Source organism: Mycetohabitans endofungorum (assembly GCF_002927045.1).
Lineage (GTDB): Bacteria > Pseudomonadota > Gammaproteobacteria > Burkholderiales > Burkholderiaceae > Mycetohabitans > Mycetohabitans endofungorum.
On the sequence record NZ_PRDW01000006.1, the window covers coordinates 89949 to 107492 of the forward strand.

General features: G+C 58.5%; 18 protein-coding genes. 9 read left to right on the top strand and 9 right to left on the bottom strand.

From position 1 onward, the window contains the following. Positions 1 to 9: 9 nt before the first annotated feature. Complete coding sequence (locus B0O95_RS07720) at positions 10 to 1464, bottom strand: helix-turn-helix transcriptional regulator (protein WP_104077371.1); 1455 nt, start codon at positions 1462 to 1464, stop codon at positions 10 to 12. A 334-nt stretch (positions 1465 to 1798) separates the two neighbouring features. Between B0O95_RS07720 and B0O95_RS07725 the strand changes: the two genes are divergently transcribed. Beyond that, positions 1799 to 2509 carry a DUF3455 domain-containing protein gene (locus B0O95_RS07725; protein ID WP_104077372.1) on the top strand — a complete coding sequence of 237 codons (711 nt, stop codon included), beginning with the start codon at positions 1799 to 1801 and terminating at the stop codon, positions 2507 to 2509. A gap of 187 nt (positions 2510 to 2696) precedes the next feature. On the opposite strand, the gene sctT is transcribed toward B0O95_RS07725, so the two are convergent. From sctT to B0O95_RS07765, 8 genes are all read right to left on the bottom strand, one after another. Further along, positions 2697 to 3509, bottom strand: a complete 813-nt coding sequence (gene sctT, locus B0O95_RS07730; RefSeq protein WP_104077373.1) for a type III secretion system export apparatus subunit SctT — start codon at positions 3507 to 3509, stop codon at positions 2697 to 2699. After that, positions 3506 to 3955 (bottom strand): type III secretion protein SctO, encoded by a 450-nt coding sequence (locus B0O95_RS07735; protein WP_233203227.1) that lies wholly within the window; start codon positions 3953 to 3955, stop codon positions 3506 to 3508. Before B0O95_RS07735 ends, sctT begins: the two co-directional genes overlap by 4 nt. A gap of 82 nt (positions 3956 to 4037) precedes the next feature. Further along, positions 4038 to 5417: a type III secretion system ATPase SctN gene (gene sctN / locus B0O95_RS07740; protein WP_104077375.1), complete on the bottom strand. Its 1380-nt coding sequence runs from the start codon at positions 5415 to 5417 to the stop codon at positions 4038 to 4040. Further along, positions 5414 to 6478 (bottom strand): type III secretion system stator protein SctL, encoded by a 1065-nt coding sequence (gene sctL / locus B0O95_RS07745; RefSeq protein WP_233203228.1) that lies wholly within the window; start codon positions 6476 to 6478, stop codon positions 5414 to 5416. The genes sctN and sctL overlap by 4 nt, the downstream gene beginning before the upstream one ends. A 14-nt stretch (positions 6479 to 6492) precedes the next feature. Further along, positions 6493 to 7200 (bottom strand): type III secretion protein HrpB4, encoded by a 708-nt coding sequence (locus tag B0O95_RS07750; RefSeq protein WP_104077377.1) that lies wholly within the window; start codon positions 7198 to 7200, stop codon positions 6493 to 6495. Between the two features lie 5 nt (positions 7201 to 7205). After that, positions 7206 to 7961 (bottom strand): type III secretion system inner membrane ring lipoprotein SctJ, encoded by a 756-nt coding sequence (gene sctJ, locus B0O95_RS07755; protein WP_370641775.1) that lies wholly within the window; start codon positions 7959 to 7961, stop codon positions 7206 to 7208. A gap of 45 nt (positions 7962 to 8006) precedes the next feature. After that, a complete protein-coding gene (locus B0O95_RS07760) occupies positions 8007 to 8393 on the bottom strand; it encodes a type III secretion protein SctI (protein ID WP_233203230.1) in 387 nt (128 codons plus the stop codon). 26 nt (positions 8394 to 8419) lie between these two features. Further along, positions 8420 to 8995 (bottom strand): HrpB1 family type III secretion system apparatus protein, encoded by a 576-nt coding sequence (locus tag B0O95_RS07765; RefSeq protein ID WP_104077380.1) that lies wholly within the window; start codon positions 8993 to 8995, stop codon positions 8420 to 8422. Positions 8996 to 9280: 285 nt separating this feature from the next. Here B0O95_RS07765 and sctU point away from each other — a divergent pair, with 285 nt between their 5' ends. The 8 genes from sctU (at position 9281) to B0O95_RS07805 (ending at position 17530) form a co-directional block, all read left to right on the top strand. Then, entirely contained in the window at positions 9281 to 10363 is a 1083-nt protein-coding gene (gene sctU, locus B0O95_RS07770) for a type III secretion system export apparatus subunit SctU (protein WP_104077381.1), read from the top strand. Between the two features lie 19 nt (positions 10364 to 10382). Next, the gene (gene sctV, locus B0O95_RS07775) at positions 10383 to 12467 is read left to right on the top strand and encodes a type III secretion system export apparatus subunit SctV (RefSeq protein ID WP_104077382.1); all 2085 of its coding nucleotides are present in this window, start codon (positions 10383 to 10385) and stop codon (positions 12465 to 12467) included. Between the two features lie 11 nt (positions 12468 to 12478). Continuing rightward, complete coding sequence (gene sctP, locus B0O95_RS07780; RefSeq protein ID WP_104077383.1) at positions 12479 to 13105, top strand: type III secretion system protein SctP; 627 nt, start codon at positions 12479 to 12481, stop codon at positions 13103 to 13105. 61 nt (positions 13106 to 13166) lie between these two features. Then, positions 13167 to 14369, top strand: coding sequence for a type III secretion system cytoplasmic ring protein SctQ (gene sctQ / locus B0O95_RS07785; RefSeq protein ID WP_104077384.1), 1203 nt, complete (start codon positions 13167 to 13169; stop codon positions 14367 to 14369). Continuing rightward, on the top strand, positions 14353 to 15003 hold the full coding sequence (gene sctR / locus B0O95_RS07790; protein ID WP_104077385.1) for a type III secretion system export apparatus subunit SctR: 651 nt from the start codon (positions 14353 to 14355) through the stop codon (positions 15001 to 15003). Before sctQ ends, sctR begins: the two co-directional genes overlap by 17 nt. Positions 15004 to 15011: 8 nt before the next feature. Continuing rightward, positions 15012 to 15275: a type III secretion system export apparatus subunit SctS gene (gene sctS, locus B0O95_RS07795; RefSeq protein WP_104077386.1), complete on the top strand. Its 264-nt coding sequence runs from the start codon at positions 15012 to 15014 to the stop codon at positions 15273 to 15275. 122 nt (positions 15276 to 15397) lie between these two features. Next, the gene (locus B0O95_RS07800) at positions 15398 to 16177 is read left to right on the top strand and encodes a hypothetical protein (RefSeq protein ID WP_233203231.1); all 780 of its coding nucleotides are present in this window, start codon (positions 15398 to 15400) and stop codon (positions 16175 to 16177) included. 153 nt (positions 16178 to 16330) lie between these two features. After that, on the top strand, positions 16331 to 17530 hold the full coding sequence (locus tag B0O95_RS07805) for a type III secretion protein SctD (protein WP_104077472.1): 1200 nt from the start codon (positions 16331 to 16333) through the stop codon (positions 17528 to 17530). Positions 17531 to 17544: the final 14 nt, after the last annotated feature.

A 17544-nucleotide genomic window follows, 5' to 3' on the forward strand; every position in this document is an offset into this window, starting at 1 on the left:
GGTATTCGTCTACCGGTCGAGCGTCTCCGACGGCGCTTCCTGAAATTCTTTCCGATACCCGCTCACCAACGTCGACCGGTTCTGCACGCCCCACTTGTTCGCGATGCGCAGCACGCTGCGTTCGCTCTCCAGCGAGTCGCTCAACAGCTCCGCCCGGATGCGCTCCATGCGCTGGCGGCGAATCAATTCGGTTGGAGACAATCCGAGGAAGTTCTTGAAAGCACTTTGCAAGGCCCGCTCGGTCACGCCAACCTCCGCGGCAATCTCGCGCACCGATAGGTCATGCCGATTCAGGTTCTCCTGCATGTATCGGTACGCTCGCCGGTACTTGGCCGGCAGCCGCGCGCTGATGTCGTCCAGCTGACCCGTCTGGGGCGTCGCACGGCTGGAGAACGACACCAACGCCTGGGAGTCGTCCCGCAGGCATTGCGTTGAGACAACCGCATAGCGCGTGTAGTACTGCATCGACTCGTTGACCTTACCCTGGCTTTGCCTGATCTTGGCAAGACAATAGAGATAGTCGATTTGCCGGCGTCCGGTGCTGGAGACGTAATCGACGCGGTTCAGCGACTCCACCACCGACTCGGCAAGCTGGGGCGCGCCTGCGTGCAACGCCGCCAATCCGATCTCGATCCGGGTTGATCGCCCATACTCGAACAATCCGTTACGCGACGCCCAGTCCAAGTGTTGCTGGATGTTCATCATTGCGTCGCGCACGCCGTGCGACAACAGCCGCAAATGGCGCAAATACATGATTCGTTGCTTGAGCAACGGCATCTGGACACGCTGCGCATCGGTCTCCAGGGCTTCGATCAACGCACCAGAGTCACGGCTGCCAAGCGATCGTTCGTCACCAGCACCAGACAACCAGTAGGCGTGGTCACCAAGCTGGGACGATAATCTCAACTCGCGCTGCACCGCGATATCCAGACGCAGCGTCAACACAACCTCCTGCCAGCGCTCCGCCACCTCGGGCGGCGCCTCCTCGGTAAGCTCGATCAGCTGCTTGATCGCATCGCGCAGGAAGCGGCCCTGCCCGAGTTCGTGCAATGTGCACACCAAACCGAACTGAGCCTCCAGGCGCTGCAACGGACCCAGCTCCGTGTCGTCAACCAGGCGGACAAAGCAGGACAGCGCCGTCGCCAGCCGGCAGCGGAACAGCGCCTGCCAGCCGGCATTGCGACAAGAAGCGGCCCGGACTGCATGAGCACACTCTCGCACCGCGCGCTGCGCGCGCCGATACGACGTTTCTGCCTCGTCATCGATACCCAGCGTCATTTGCATATCGGCGTGCAGTTGCAACAGCCCGGCGACCTGTTGATCCTCGCGCTCATCTTCGCCCCACCGGCTTGCCTGGCCACCTGCGGCGGTGAGATTCGCTTCGACCAACTTGTTCATGAACTCGGCTGGCACGTCTTTCGACGACAGGGCTGCAGCCAACGGGAAATACGGTGTTATGAGCATCGTGAGACTCCAATATGCGCGCGCCTCATGGCCTGACGCACGACGTCATTACAAGCGCCCTTGCGGGTCTGACATATCGGAATCTAGTCGAACCATCCTGCAACATTTTCAACAAATCTGACCAAACTGCTATATTTTGAGGACTGTTGAAATTCTTCCGCGCAATCAGGAGCGCGGCACCGGCACAGAGCATATCGGAACCGCCGCTGGTGGGATGTAGACAGCAGCCCATTACTACGCCTGGTTATTCATCGTTTCGCGTGCCGTCCATCGGCCTCGGCCCGATAGCGTTGTACTTCGGTTCTTTCCAGCCGATCTTGACGGATGCCGGACGGTGAATCCTCTTACCTATCTTCTAAACTGGGCGCGGGCACATCGAGTCCCGTCAAGCGGCAACGACGGGCGGCCGGCCGCGCATGGCCAACGCGCCGCCATACTGGTGTCGGGCGCTTGCGCGTTAGGGCTGGCGGCTTGCGCAACGCCCGATGTGCCGCCGTCGAACAGCACGCTGCCCGCCTCGCTCCAAGCCAAGCCAGTCGAGGTATTGCAGGAAGTGTTCCGCGTACATGGGAATGAAACGTATGTATGCCAACGCAACGGTAATCAACTGAGTTGGCATGCAACCGGAACGCTGGCGACACTGGTTGATGCTTCGCGCCACAGCGCCGGAGTTATATCACCAGGCGGATATTTCATAGCAACCGACGGCAGCTACGTCGTGACAAGGTTGCTTGCGCAGGAGATAATCAGTGCATCGACGCTGCCGTGGCAACGGCTGACCGCCGTACAGTCATCCGCGGAACCCGGAGAAGCCGGCAGGTTCGCCAACATCACGTCGATACAGCGCGTGCACACGTCTGGAGGGCTGCCTCCCGATCCCGCCTGCTCGGTTGAACGCACGGCGCTTTATGTACCGTACTCGGCAACCTATTTGTTCTATCGGCGTGGCCAGCCCTTCACGCCGGGTGATGTCACGACCGATGTCTCCCAGCAGGCAGTGGAGGCGAATTGCAAGTCCGAGATGCCTGCGTGTGAGGCGAAATAGTCCCCTCCGGGTGCCGCTTGCTCTTGTCCCGGCCATGACGGGCTGCCGGCTGGCTTTGCCGTTCGGATGCACAGTATGTATGCATATTCACGTCACTGTCGCGCTGTGCGTGATGGCGATGTTGATCGCCGCACGCCGGCGGCAGGATCAATGCCGGCAGTGGGTTTGTTGCTGGCCGGCTCTTTTTTCACCGTGGTTCGTGCGCCAACTCCCGCATATAGTCTGACAGCCCTGCCAGCACGAGTTGACCGCGGACTTGCTCGACAAAGATGCCGACGAATAGCGCGAGAATCAGGACGGTCAATGCGCCTTTGACGGGTTGGCTCAGTTGCATGACTTCTAGCTTTTGCGCCGATTTGGCGACGAAACCAAAAGCCAGATCGACCAGCAGAAGAATGAACATGATCGGGGTAGCCAGCTTTGCCGTCATCTGCATCAACGTATCCGTTTGATGCAATACGAAGCTCTCGAGGATGTTTTCAGCAATCGGTGTACGGGACGTGATCGGCCACCAGTTGTATGAGTCGTATAGCACGCCGAGCAGGATAGGCATGCCGCCAAGGATCCAGAATGCCACGGTAGCGATCTGCATCAGCAATGTACCAGTAGGTGTATTCTGTTCGGAGCGGGCCGGATTAGTAATCTGGATATTGTTGTAGCCGGTCAAATCGTCAATGTACGTCCCGGCACTTTCCGCTACCCAAAATACAATCGACGCCGAAAAGCCGAGTGCAAGCCCGATGACGGCCTCACGCGCGAAGATTTCAACAAATCTCAGGCTCGACATTGATTCAAAGAAAGCCGCGGGCTGGCCGTAAGCGATGAATGAACTGAACAACAGCACAACGCCATTGCGCGCAACGCCTTGCAAAACGCCGTCAGCGGTCGGTGGAAACATGAAGAATAAAATAAAGGCGCGTTCTGAGCATAATGTCAGCATTGCCAAATATCCGTGTATCGCGTCGTGATACTCGCCATAGATTTCCAATAGCTTGTTCATCTCCGCCCCGTTCCTAATCGTATATGGTTTCTAGCTCGTGCCAACGCCGCTTCCTCAGTTTCCTCGTCAGCGATGTCGCTCGCAAGTTCATCAAGTTTGCGACGCAACACCCCAATGCGACGCTCGCATACATCGATCCGACCACGGTTGCTCGCGATGGCCTGTGCAGTACGGGAAATTTCATCGGTCTTTTCCCGATATTGCTGTTCGAGCGCAGCCAACTCACGTTGCAGCACTCGGATACGATCCGTCACAAGATCCATATATCGCATCGAAGCCTGCATTTCAGCGATTGAAAAGCAACTGCTGCCGATCATCATTTGGGCAATGCGCTCTTCATGGGCGCGCACTACGTCCCGCTCCCGCTCGATCTCGTTGCCTTTGTCTTCACAGCTATGGAGCAACGTCGCCTGTTCGTCGCGCTGCCAAGCGAGCATTTCGCGCAATTCGTCTTCTATGCGCTTTCGGCGAGCCACCGCCCGGCGCAATGCAGTGATTCGGCGATCTGAACCTCGCATGACGCTCTCGCTAGTTGCTTACCAGATCGAACAAGCGGGACTGTGTATCGTCGGGGTCCGCCCGCTCATCGGTGCGCTGGCTCAGGAAATCGCGGATTGCGTCAATCTTGGCGATCGCCTCGTCGGCAAGCGGATTCCCCCCGGGCTGGTATTCACCGATCTGCAGTAGCATCTCAACTTCTCGGTGCTTTGCGAGCAGTTCGCGCACGCGCGCGGCGGCGTCCACATACTCTCGGGGCATCACCTGCGACATCACGCGAGACAAGCTTCCGAGCACGTCGATCGCCGGATACTGGTTCCTCGCTGCAATCTCGCGCGACAGGATCATATGGCCATCCAGGATGCCCCGGACTTCTTCCGCTATCGGGTCACTACCGCTCTCGTCCTCGGCCAATACCGTATATAGCGCCGTAATCGAGCCGGTCGCGCCCATGCCGGCACGCTCCAGCAGCCGCGGCAGCTCAGCAAAAATAGAGGGCGGAAAACCGCGTCGCGCCGGTGGCTCGCCCGCTGCCAGTCCAATCTCGCGTTGCGCACGGGCAAACCGCGTCAGCGAATCCATCATCAACAACACGCGTTGACCGCGATCGCGAAAATATTCGGCAATTGCAGTGGCGACATATGCCGCCTTCGCGCGCTCGATCGAGGACCGATCCGATGTTGCACAGACGACCACCGATCGTGCCATGCCCTCCTTGCCGAGAATCAACTCGACGAATTCCCGCACCTCACGGCCCCGTTCGCCGATCAGCGCAATGACTGTAACGTCGCATTGCGCACCGCGCGCGAACATACCGAGCAGCGTGCTCTTGCCGACGCCAGCGGGTGCGAAAATGCCCATGCGTTGGCCCTCCGCGAGCGTCATCATGCTATCCACGACACGCACGCCCGTGGTCAGCGGGTACTCGATCATACGGCGACTCATCGGATCGGGAGGATCTGCAAAGATCGGGCGCTCCTCGTCTGCGTCGATGGAGCCCAACCCGTCGATCGGCTGGCCCAGGCTGTCAATCACACGGCCAAGCAACACATCGCCGACGGGAACCGACAGCGGACGTCCAAGCCCGATCACCCGGGTCGAGCGTGATATGTTCTCCAACCGCGAAAACGGCGACAATAATGCTACGTCGCGCGTAAAACCAATTACCTCGGCATACTGCAGCAAGCTGCCGTCCGCCGCGCGCAGCTCGCATAACTCGCCCAGTGTCACATCTAAGCCGCCGACCTTCACAAGCGTACCGATGACCTCCAGCACCTTACCGTTGCGCGCGATCGCCTGGGTCGACAGAATGGCCTTCTCGATTGCATCGGTCAGGCGATGCGCATCAAGCTCAAGCGCTTTCTCATATTCGGCGTCACCGGTACGGCCGACGTTGTGTGCACGGTTCATGGCGCGCGCTCCGACTCCCCACGAATGAATCGACCCCATTCGTCCGACACGACGTCCGCATCGTCGTCCAACTCGCCTTCGTCCTCATCGACATCCGCGACGTATTCCTCAACATCCGTAGCATCCTCGCCGATATCCGCGGTGTCCTCCTCGGTATCTGCGGCGTCCTCCTTCTCGGCATCCGCAGCGTCCTCGCCGACATTCATGGCATCCTCTTCGGCATCTGTATCATCAACAAGGTCGCCATCCAAAATCTCTTCGTCACCCGCCCCTTCATCACACACATCGTCGCCCAATTGATCTTCATCGCCGTCGGCGGACAGGCGAACGTCTGATTGCGCGACACGGTCCGTCCCCTTTCCGGTTTCTTCCATCTCGACCAACGAACGTTTCAGGGTTCTTGTGATTGCGGTACGCATAGCCCGCAATTGAGTAGCAAGGCTCGCATCTATCGAACCAAAGTCTGATTCGCAAATGCAGCTTCCGGCGGGCAATTGCCGGTCCGCAACGACAGTGAGTGGGAACGGGCACCCCATTTCCCGCCACCGCACTGCCAAGCGCTCAAACGCAACACAAGCCTTGTCGTGATCCATCTCGCTGACAACCACCCGCACATATGCTGCGCCTTCGACAATTCGGTCGACAACCTCCAACGCACGCTCGAACAGTGCGTCGCTATGCTGAACCTGTACGATCTGTTCGACACCGACAGTCACTATCTGCGCCAATCGTTCACGCATGCGGACCTGCATTCGACGCTCGCCGTCGGCCAGTTCCGCCAGCCGCTCCATCCACTCGGACAGCGCGCGCTGCTCTCCTTCCTGATATCCGCGCTCTGCCGCTGTCTCATACTCCCGCTTGGCATCATCGAGTATCTGTTGGGCAGCATCGTGCGCTGCGTCGATCAATGCAGCAGCCTCTTTCTCTGCACGCTCGATTGCCGCGCGCCGGTCTGCTTCCAGCTGCGCATAGGCCTGTTCAATAGTCATCAGTGCGCCAAACTCTTGCGCCGGAATGATGTCGCTGCCGGCGCCAACGCGAGCAACGAGTGTCTCGGGCAAGCAATACGGCGACCTCAGCCAAATAGCCATTTCCACTCCGGTAGCCACGCGCTCAAATGAGTTATCAGATTGCGCGTTCCTTGCTTGTCCAGTCCGCCCACGCGCCCATTGAACCATCGCGACGGACCAGCATCGCGTGGCAGCGCAAGCCGCAAAAGCGTACGGGGTGTGGTCATGGCCGCAGCGCCCTCTTCATCCCGAATCACCAGAAAGTAGCCTTCCTGCGCCAATGTCTGCGCGTCTATTTCATTCAATGGCAGCATTGTTCCACCCAATTCAAACGTCGAGATGTCGGGTGCGCCAGAGGATGCCTGTACAATCGAGTCGAGAGGAACACCCGTCCAGTCAACCAAGCGCATGCGGCTTCCCTTATCAATCAGATGACGGATCTGCGCACTACGGAACAACAGCGCGCGCACTCTGAGCATGCGCAAGCCCTGCTCGGGCGGAAGCGCATCGAACATCGCCGCGCCTGGTGCAAGGAATGAGGCCATGCTAGGCATCGGCACGCCGCTGGCACGACATAGAACGAAGGAAGCTTTGTCCAACTGCGTACGCGGCCCGCTAGACAACGCGGCTCGTAACGTTTCGGCTGCGCGGACATCGATGCTCAGTGCCCCGGCGAGCCACGATGGGTGCGCCCAGCAAATCGCGTCGCGTACGTTACGGTCGTATGCTTGAAGCGCTGCAGCGGCACGGTCGAAAGGCGACATCGCGACCATCCCGCTTACGGAGCTGACGCCGCACCATCCTGCTTCGTTCGCCCGCGCAATAGCCCGGCTATGCGGCCAAACAGCTTACGGTCATCGCTCGCGTCATTGCGAAACAGCCACCAAGCTGTCGGCAGCAGTATCAAAAGCAGTATCGCCGCCACGACGAGCAATATATAAGACTGCTTCTTTGGCATACGCGATAGATCCAGTGGATCCGCCGGGACCGCGGTAACGCTGACCGCCTCATAGGTCAGACCCTCGACACTGTGCACCACCAGCGTCTTAATCTGTGGCACCAATGCCGCCACATCGGAATCCGGCCGGTACTTGATGAATACCGATGCAGACGAGGGCTTGGTCTGCGAGGCAAGTGGATCGTTATTGGGTAATACGATTTGCACCCGCGCGACTACAACACCATCGATTTTGGATAACGTGTTGGATAATTCCTGCGACAGTCCGTATATGAACCGCACGCGCTCCTCAGTCGGCGTGGAAACTAACCCATCTCGTTTAAACAGGCTTCCGAGGTCGTCATACTTGGCATGCGGCAATCCACGTGCACGCAACACCTCCATCGCACGCACAATCTCTGCTTCTTCTACGCTCAACGACCACGTTTTTCCGTTATCTGGCGTGCTCTTGGATACGTCTACGCCGCGCTCCAGCAGAGCGACCATCATTTCGTTGACGTCCTGTTCGGACAGGTTATTGTACAGCTCCTTATGGCAACCCCATAACGAGACACACACCAGCAGAGCCAGCACCATCCGGCTGATTCGGATAATAATAGTTTGTTGTCCCGTCGACATTTGCTATTGATTCTTCAGCAATGTTTCGATAGAACCTTTTGTCGAAGTTGCGAACGACATCGCAACGGTAGTCTCTACATTAAGACTCGCCATCCTGGTCATCACCAAGTTTGATGCCGCAGCCGTCTCACCAGGAGATAAGCTTCCCATATTATGCTGTAATGCATCGACGTCATTTAGCACCTGCTCCATCTGTACATCGTGTGTGCCGACGATCCTGCTTAGCGCCGACATATCACCACTCGGCTCGGTGGTAGGTGCCGCGACGTCGGCTTGCTGCATCAACGTCTGAAATCGACTGACCGCCTCCGGTGAAGGCATCGTCTTGTCAGCGTCCTGAGCCCGGCCCAGAATGGTCTCCATACCTGCCATTTGAAGCGGCTGAGTCATGTCACTGCTCCATATCGGATCAAACACTACAGTCGAAGAAAATTGGTCTGCGGGGTAAACGCAGTACCAGCATCGGTCAGTTCGCTTTTGTCCGGCGCCGTCCCTTGCTGTTCAAGCTCCCGCATTTGTTCTGCACAAGACTCGGGTAGCACAAAGTTACCTGTCCTGCGATACGCATCCATGGCCATACGCAAATCAGCACGGGCGCGCATGGCGCGCACAAGCTTGCGGCTGTCTTCGCCCGCGTCCGATTCATCAATTTCGTCGGCAAGCACCTGCCATGCGGAATCGCCTCTATAAAACAACGCGAGTGCAAGTAATGCCTTTGCATACAAGAAGCCAGGGCGCTCGTGCAGTACCGCTTCCAGCGCCTGTACTGCGTCATCCCATCGTCCCCGGGAGAGCCATAACATGCCTTCCAGCGTTTCGAACTCCGGAGCTTTCGGGCGCATGACCCGCAGCGCGTCAATAACCATTTCCGCATCCTCAGTATCGCCAGATGCAGCCTGAAAATTTACCTGCAGGAAAAGCGACACGACCTCGATCAGTCCGCCGACGATAAGCTTGTCGGCCTTCATGTACTGCTGTGACGAAATGCTCATGGTGTAAGGCTCCAGACAAATCCCATCGCAGGCTCCTTCGATTTTTGTACGACGACGCCAACTCGCCTCATACGCGATGCCGATGCGACAACATTAGCGTAACGGCCGCCACAATCAGCTAGCGGCCGCGAAGCACACGTCGTCCATGCGAAGCATCGCCGGCCGCTTCGCGTAGTCAAGTTCCCGCTTCGCCTTCTTACACCAGGTTCAGCGAGATGTTGTTAATGTGGGCCCTCGCCCAACGGCCTGCCCCCGGTCCGGGACCGGATCGACGGAGAGTGCATCATGAGCGACGAGAAAACCGAGGAACCGACCGAAAAGCGACTACGTGACGCTCGACGCGACGGTCAAGTAGCAAAAAGCACTGACTTGGCCGACGCTGCGGTTATGTGCGCATCCATCGCCGTATTAGTGGCTGCCGCCAGCATGTTCACCGACGTCTTTCGTGCGCTGATCCATACGACGTTGGACTTCGTTACAACGGACCGCAGCAATACGATGCTGGTCGCATCAGCATTCAAGCTCGGTCGCCAATCGTTGACCATCATCGTGCCATGCGTGGCCGCGGCGGCGCTCTGCGCGTTCGCAGCACTGTTCGCACAAGTGGGCTTCCAAATCAGCACGAAACCCGTAACACCAAATCCCACGGCGGTAAACCCTGCAAGCGGAATTAAACGGATCTTCTCGCTTCGTACTGTGGTCGATATGGCCAAGTCACTGCTCAAGGCGGCGCTGGTCGCCTGCGTCATGTGGTACACGATTCGCGGACTGATACCGCTCATCGCCACCTCGCTGTATCAGCCACTCCCTGAACTATCGAGACTGTTCTGGACGGTTCTGCTCAAGCTGTTCTCCGCCGCCGCGCTGGTCTTCATGGTGATTGCGACGCTCGACTTCAAGCTGCAAAAATTTCTTTTCACGCGGCAAATGCGCATGAGCAAGGATGAAATCAAGCGGGAGTACAAGCAGCAGGAAGGCGATCCCCAACTCAAAGGCGAACGCAAGCGTATTGCGCGGGAGTGGGCACAGGAAGCACCACCGAGGCTGCGCGTCGGCCTTGCAAACGCACTCATCGTTAATCCAACTCATTATGCTGTAGCAATTCGCTATGCACCCGAAGAGTGTCCACTGCCCGTCGTGATTGCAAAGGGTCACGATGAGAGCGCAGCCGAGTTAAGACGGTACGCCGCGCAGGCGCGCGTGCCGATCATCGGCAATCCGCCAGTCGCCCGCGCGCTGCACCGCGTGAAGATTGACGAGCCTATTCCAGAAGCACTGTTCGAAGCAGTTGCAGCCATTCTGCGTTGGGTCGACTCCCTCGGCCCAAGGCAAACGGACTCTGGCGGCGCTGCCACTTCGGCCCACTGAGTTCCAGCCCCATACTGTCATGTCGAAAGCACTGAAGCTGCCTGCCGCCGGCGAAATCGGCGTCGCCCTCGTCGTGGTGGCAATCATCTCGCTGATGATCCTGCCGCTTCCGACTCTTTTGATCGATGTACTGCTGGCATGCAACATCGCGATCAGCGTCACATTGTTGATGATCACCATGTACGTACCAGACATCGTAGCGCTATCGGTGTTCCCGTCATTGCTGTTGTTCACGACACTGTATCGCTTGTCGTTGAATATCGCATCGACAAAATCCATACTGTTGCATGCCGACGCGGGACATATTATCGAGGCTTTCGGGCAATTGGTCGTCGGAGGCAACTTGGTGGTCGGCCTGGTTGTCTTTGTCATCATCACCACAGTTCAATTCATCGTCATCGCCAAGGGGTCGGAGCGGGTAGCGGAGGTCGGCGCCCGGTTCACGCTGGACGCGCTGCCCGGAAAGCAGATGAGCATCGATGCCGATCTTCGAGCCAATCTGCTCACCGCTGACGAAGCACGCCGCAAACGTGCAACGCTGGCCATCGAAAGCCAGCTTCATGGTGGCATGGATGGCGCCATGAAGTTCGTCAAGGGCGACGCGATAGCGGGGTTGATCATCACCGGAATCAACATCATCGCCGGCATCGCCGTGGGCGTCGCATACCATGGCATGAGTGCCGGGGAAGCAGCCAATCGGTTTTCGGTCTTGTCGGTTGGCGACGCGATGGTCTCGCAGATTCCGTCGTTGCTTCTGTCAGTCGCTGCCGGCGTCATGATCACCCGGGTAGCCGACGAGCGCGACGCGCATCCTCAGTCGCTTGGCAGCGAGATGGGTAGGCAACTCAGTTCAAGCACGCGAGCGCTTTTTTTTGCAGCGATTTTGTTGCTCGGCTTCGCCGCCGTCCCGGGCTTTCCCGCCCCGCTGTTCCTACTGCTCTCCGCCATGCTGGCATTTTGCGGTTACAAGCTGAACCATAAGCGCCCCCTTTCGGGCGAACATCATAGCGAGCCGGTCACTTCGATGCAGCGCGCAGGTAGCAAGGGGGAAGCAAGCGGCATCCTGCCACGTGCGCCACAGTTCACGCCTGCAGTGGGCGTCAGAATCGCACCCGATTTGATGCCACGCCTGTCCGCTGCCGCGCTGGACCAGTCATTTGCGTCAGAGCGCAACCAACTCCAGGAGGAATTGGGCCTGCCTTTTCCGGGTATCACGATGTGGGTGGGCGAGAATATCCGTGCGTCACACTTTGAGATCCTGATACACGACGTGCCATCCGTGACAATCGAACTACCGCCCGGCAAGGTCATGTTACCACCAGGCAATGGCGATCTCGACGCCAATCAGGCCGATGCAGTGCTGGCTGCATTGCGCGCCCGTGCCGAACCTAAGGCCGGGCTAGACGGTGGCACAGGCCCCACTTGGTGGGTGGATGATAAAGCGGTTCCTCCAAAGGTCCAGGTATGGCGCGCCGAGCACGTCATTGCTCACGGTGCGATTGCGTTGCTGCGACGTCATGCATCACTGTTCCTGGGCATCCAGGAAGTTCAATGGATTCTCGAGCAGCAGGGTAACGAATATCCCGGGCTGGTTGCTGAAGTGCAGAAAGCTGTACCGCCTCAGCGTATCGCCGAGGTATTGCGGCGCCTGCTGGAAGAGCAAGTACCTATCCGCAACATGAGGACGATCCTAGAAAGCATGCTTGCATGGGGAACGAAAGAAAAGGACATGCTGATGCTCACCGAGTATGTGCGGGGAGACCTTGCGCGGTTCCTCGCCCATCGTGCTGCCGCAGGTGCGGGCGTGCTCCAGGCGGTGTTGCTCGACCTGCCCGTTGAGCAACACATTCGTCAAGCGATCAAGCAGACACCCACCGGTAACTATCTGGCGCTGGCCCCCGACGAGGTGACCTTTCTGGTAGACAAGATCCAATCGTTGGCGGGTACTGACGAGCGTGACGGCGTAGCGCTGGTCACGTCGATGGACATCCGACGCTATGTTCGGCGCATGGTAGAGAATCGCATCAGCTGGCTGCCAGTCTATTCCTATCAGGAACTTGGCGAGCACGTCGAGCTGAAACCGCTCGGGCGGGTAACGGCATAGGGTTGCGCACCATGACATCCATTCGACACCGGCCGGTACGAATCATCGCTCGCGACAGTGAACACGCCGCTCCCGTGTACGGTCGCCGTGCGCGGCCCGACTACGCGTCGCTCGCGCGCCGCGGCAGGCCGGCCGACACGCATGAAGACACCTTGCTGGTTTTACATCATGGCATAGCCAGTACAAAACTCGCGCTGACCTATCCATCCGGTCAAGACGCTGACACGAGTGACGATAATTCGCAATCCTCAGAAGACGGCACAGCAGACGCATCGTCCATGGTGGACAAACGGCTACGCAAAGCGCTACAGCCTGTCGTAGCGAAAATCCTTCGAACCCAAGATAAGGTGATGGACCTGGTTTGCAAACTCACGCAGGAAATCGCTGCTTTCTGCGGTGACCGCTCGATTAACGAGACCGGGACCTGGGACGCGCAGTTGCCGCTCGATGCCAGCCTGCTGCGGAACACGACACTCAATTTGACGCTTTCGTATTCGACACTATCACTTCGCTTCGACACAGACGACGACGATATCAAGCAACTACTCTTGACTCATACACCAATGCTCGAACGCGAACTCGACACATTGATGCGAGCATGGGACGTGCCGCGCCAGATCCAGCTCACGGTCTGGTGACCGACTTTGGCCACCGGCGCCGTCACCGCCGGACCTTCACATAATATGACCGCCATAGTGGATGATTGATCCGACCGTCGACTTGCTGACCAGTGACGTTGGCGACACGCGCTGGCTCCCCCGGCCACTACAGCCCGCCATCGCTCGCGCTGCACGCTTGTTTTGCGACAATCGCCTACCCGACACGCTCGAGAGACTGTGCGGCATCGAGCAATGGACCGCGACGCTGGAACCTTCATCCGCACCGGCGATGGACCTCGTCGGCGCAGCCCGGTGGATCGAACCGGCGTGGTTGGAATTCGCGCATCCGTCCGGACGGCTGGGGGTCGGCTTTGACCTGGCCCACTACCCGGCCCTGGGGCCTGTTACCGGCGCGGACGATGTGTCGGACTCGGACCGGTCGCGCGGCGATCCAGCTTTGCAGTTGGCAATCGCCCATATACTGGTCCAACCGGTGCTGGCTGCGCTGGCAGCCATCGGCCTCAAGGAGCTTCGCCTGTCTGGCCTATACCGGGTTTCCCAACGCGGTGGCTTGCCAATTCGACCGTCTGTCGACATACCGATTATGCGGATGACGTTTGTCCATCACGGCCGCACCCATGCGGTAATCGTCGTACCGGATACTCCACTCTTGCAGTTGATGCAGCACTGCTTGGACCAGCACGCTACGACCGCCGCTCAGCGCCCGTCGCTTGACAGCGGTCACCCGCTCGCCGAAGTCCGCGTGCCAGGCAGGCTGATCATCGGATACAAGACCTTGACAGTGTCCACGCTGGACAGACTTGCTCCTAGCGACGTCATCCTGCGCGCGGTATCAGCAGATGTCGAGCCGCTGATAGCCGGCCACCACGCTCCAGTCCATACGACCGTCGCGTGGGGTACGCCCGGGCTCGTCCGCCTCCACGCACAAGCCGAAATAGGCGGCCAGACGCTTTCTATTTTGAAGGACCCGTACATGACCGAACATGTCGATAAGTCGCTCGCCAGCGACACACTTACCGCTGAAGCGCGCGACGAGGCCGCCTGCGTCGACCAACTCGAGTTGCCGATTCAATTGGAGATCGACACCATCGCACTGTCGTTGCACGAAATCTGTGCATTGCGCGCCGGTTACGTCCTTGAACTGCCCAATCCGGTGGACGCTGTCCAGATCAAACTTGTCACGCATGGGCGCACGATAGGCTACGCGGAACTCGTCAGCGTCGGTGATCATCTCGGCATCCGAATCCTCCGAATGGTGCAAAGCAATGCTCCAGCCCAGTGAACTGACGAGCTTGATGCTGATTGTTCTTGCAATCAGCATCGTCCCCCTCGTCGCCGTCGTCATCACGTCATATACGAAGATTGTCGTGGTACTCAGCCTGCTGCGCAACGCACTTGGCGCACAGCAAGTTCCACCGAACATGGTACTCAACGGTATTGCGATCCTTGTTTCGCTCTACGTCATGGCCCCCATCGGCATGGCTGCAGCAAAGCAACTGGAAAACCAGCCGAATGCCGGTACCCCCTCCCAGTCGGTCGTGCAAGCATTCGGTGCGGCGCAGGAGCCATTCCGTGCATTCCTGAAACAACACGCCAACGAGAGGGAAAAGCGCTTTTTCATGCGTACGGCGACTGTCATCTGGCCCAAGGAGATGGCCGACAGCCTCCGTGAAGACGATTTTATCGTACTGGCTCCGGCATTCACCTTGTCCGAGTTGACCGACGCTTTTAAGATCGGGTTTCTTCTCTATATCACCTTTGTGATCATCGACCTGATCATCGCCAATGTGCTGCTCGCGATGGGACTCAACCAGGTCATGCCGACCAACGTCGCAATACCCTTCAAGCTACTGTTGTTCGTCGTGATGGATGGCTGGTCAACGCTGATCCACGGATTGATTCTGACATATCGCTAGGCGCCGCCATGGACATCAATACACTGATCCGGCTAACGATGCACGGCATGCTGTTATGCATGTACGTGTCCCTACCGATCGTTATCGTCGCCGCGGCGGTGGGGTTGGCTGTGTCTTTTCTGCAAGCGATCACATCCATGCAGGACCAGGCGTTGTCCCACGGAGTGAAGCTCATTGCTGTGACGATCGCGATCGTTGTGGGAGCGCCCATGTCCGCCGCCGCGGTACTCAGATTCGCCAACGAAGTGTTCCAGGCCGCCATACCACAATGATAAGCATCCGCAAGTCGGCTCCCACCGATCATGCGGGCGGTCCTACTGGATCTTCCGCCCACCAGCATGTCCGCACACCTGTGCGCCGGCCGCGCAAGGCAGTCCTGCATCACGGATCCATTGTGTTCGCCCATTCCATGACCGCGCAAACCAACGTGCAGCAAGTAAGACGAGCAGCCGCCCGAGCACGCTTGCTGGCATCGATACGTGCGTCGGCGCGCCTGGCTCGCCGCCGGGTGCGCAGCAGGACGAGCCTGCTGGAAAACGACGAGGGTGAGTCGGACGATCGCGCAGCGGATACGCCGGAACGTATCACGGGTATTGGGCAGCGTGCCGGATCAGACGGTGGCGGTGGCGGTGGCCAAGAACGTAGACAGCGTGATCAAGAAAAGGAAAGCGTCGACGCCCAAAGCGAAGTTCCCCGCTTCCGGCAAAGCAGGACTACGCGACGTGTCGGCATATTGGGGCTCGACGCGGGCCCCCTGCACGAGTTGGCCCGATCGGGTAAGACGATCGCCAGCAATGATGTAATGCACCTATTAATCGCGAAACTACGGGATTTGGTTGACCAGTCTCAGCGAAACCCACACGCGAGCATCGATGCCAATATTCATCATTTGATGAGCGAGTGTCTGGACCTGCAAGCCCGCCTGGCGCCGGAACCGCTGTCACTACAGCATGTGATAGAAATGTTGGTTAATACCCGGCAGAAACCCGCTTCAGCTAGCCCACAGAGCCACGCCGGTGAATTGAATCGCGGACAGCGGCTCAATCCCATGATGCCGCTGATCGCATTCAACGCACTGCGGCCGAGAACACCGAGCCAAATTAAACATGCGAAGTGTTACCAAGCACTACGAATTGCTTCAACGATCACCAGGTACGTTGACTCCTTGGCATAGCGCCGGCTCTCACCGATAGCCGATGTGGGCTTCGCGTAATCCACATCCGGTTCGCATCGCGCATTGCTTTTCTGATCCGCCGCGTTAGAGTAGTTGCAAGCCAATATCGCGCGCAAGGGCGAATATACGCCGACCCATCGGAACTTGACGATCATGAAGCTGTTACGCATTCTCACCGGTATCCACGCAGGAGCCCAGCTGAAGCTGGTGCCCGGCGCATATCGGCTGGCAGCAGACGATGACGCCGACATCCGACTATCCGATTGGACTGGCGCGGAGCTTGTCTTGACGGTCGACCCGCAGGACACCGTACATGCACGACGCGGCGCAGCACCGGCAAACGGCGATAATGTCAACGGGCATCACGCCGTAGCCAGCGACAAGCCTATTGAGCAACATGCGAAAAGACCGGCACAGGCGCTGAGCCAACGCACGACCACACCCTCGTCAGAAGTTGCCCAACAGGGCGAGGAACCGATTCTGCTGCTTGACTTCGTGCCAATGCAATTCGACGATACCGTCATCTGCGTTGGCCCGGCAGATTCTGCATGGCCGTCGGACGTCGAACTACTCTCGACGTTGCTAGTTAAGCCGGACCAAGACAGGCGCGAAGCGAAGCGTGCCCGCCATCGCAAAATCGCGGGCATCACGCTTGCCTGTACGGCGATCGGCATGGTCATTGGGCTCAGTGCGCTATTAATGTCGGCGCAGGACAGCCGAGCTGCCCGCAGGCATGACATCAACGATCTTGCGCAGCACATCAATCATTTGCTCGCGGAGCAAAAGCTGACGGAGTTACGCGCACAAGTATCCGGATCTGTCATTCGGGTCACGGGGATGGTTCAAACAGCCGCGGAAGATGCCAATACACGCGAGCTTCTGCAACGTGCCGCAGCCGGCATCGCACTACGGCAGTATGACGTGGCCGAGGTCGATGCGCGCAGCATTGCCGAATCGCTTGGTACACCAGGCGTCCAAATCACCTACGCAGGAAACGGTGTATTTGACGTGACGGCGAAGGTCGCTGACCCCCAACAATTTCGGGAGTCACTCGAGCGGGTAAGGCACGATTTAAACGGGAATATTAGAACGCTGCGCACTCATATCACGACCATCGACAAGGATCTGCTGCCCTCGACGTACTCGGAGATGATCGCCTCCGACGCGATCCAGTATGCCCAGGCCCCCGACGGCACGAAACACATATACGTCGCGCAGCAGCCGAATGATCAGGCCGGAGCACCGGAAAGTGGCGGCATCCCTCCGGACAACGCTCCTGTCCCATCAGGCCGGGATGAAACCGGCACGGCGATTCAAGCCACTGCGTCGCAGCCACCTCAAGTCGGTAAGTAGAGCAGGAGAATACC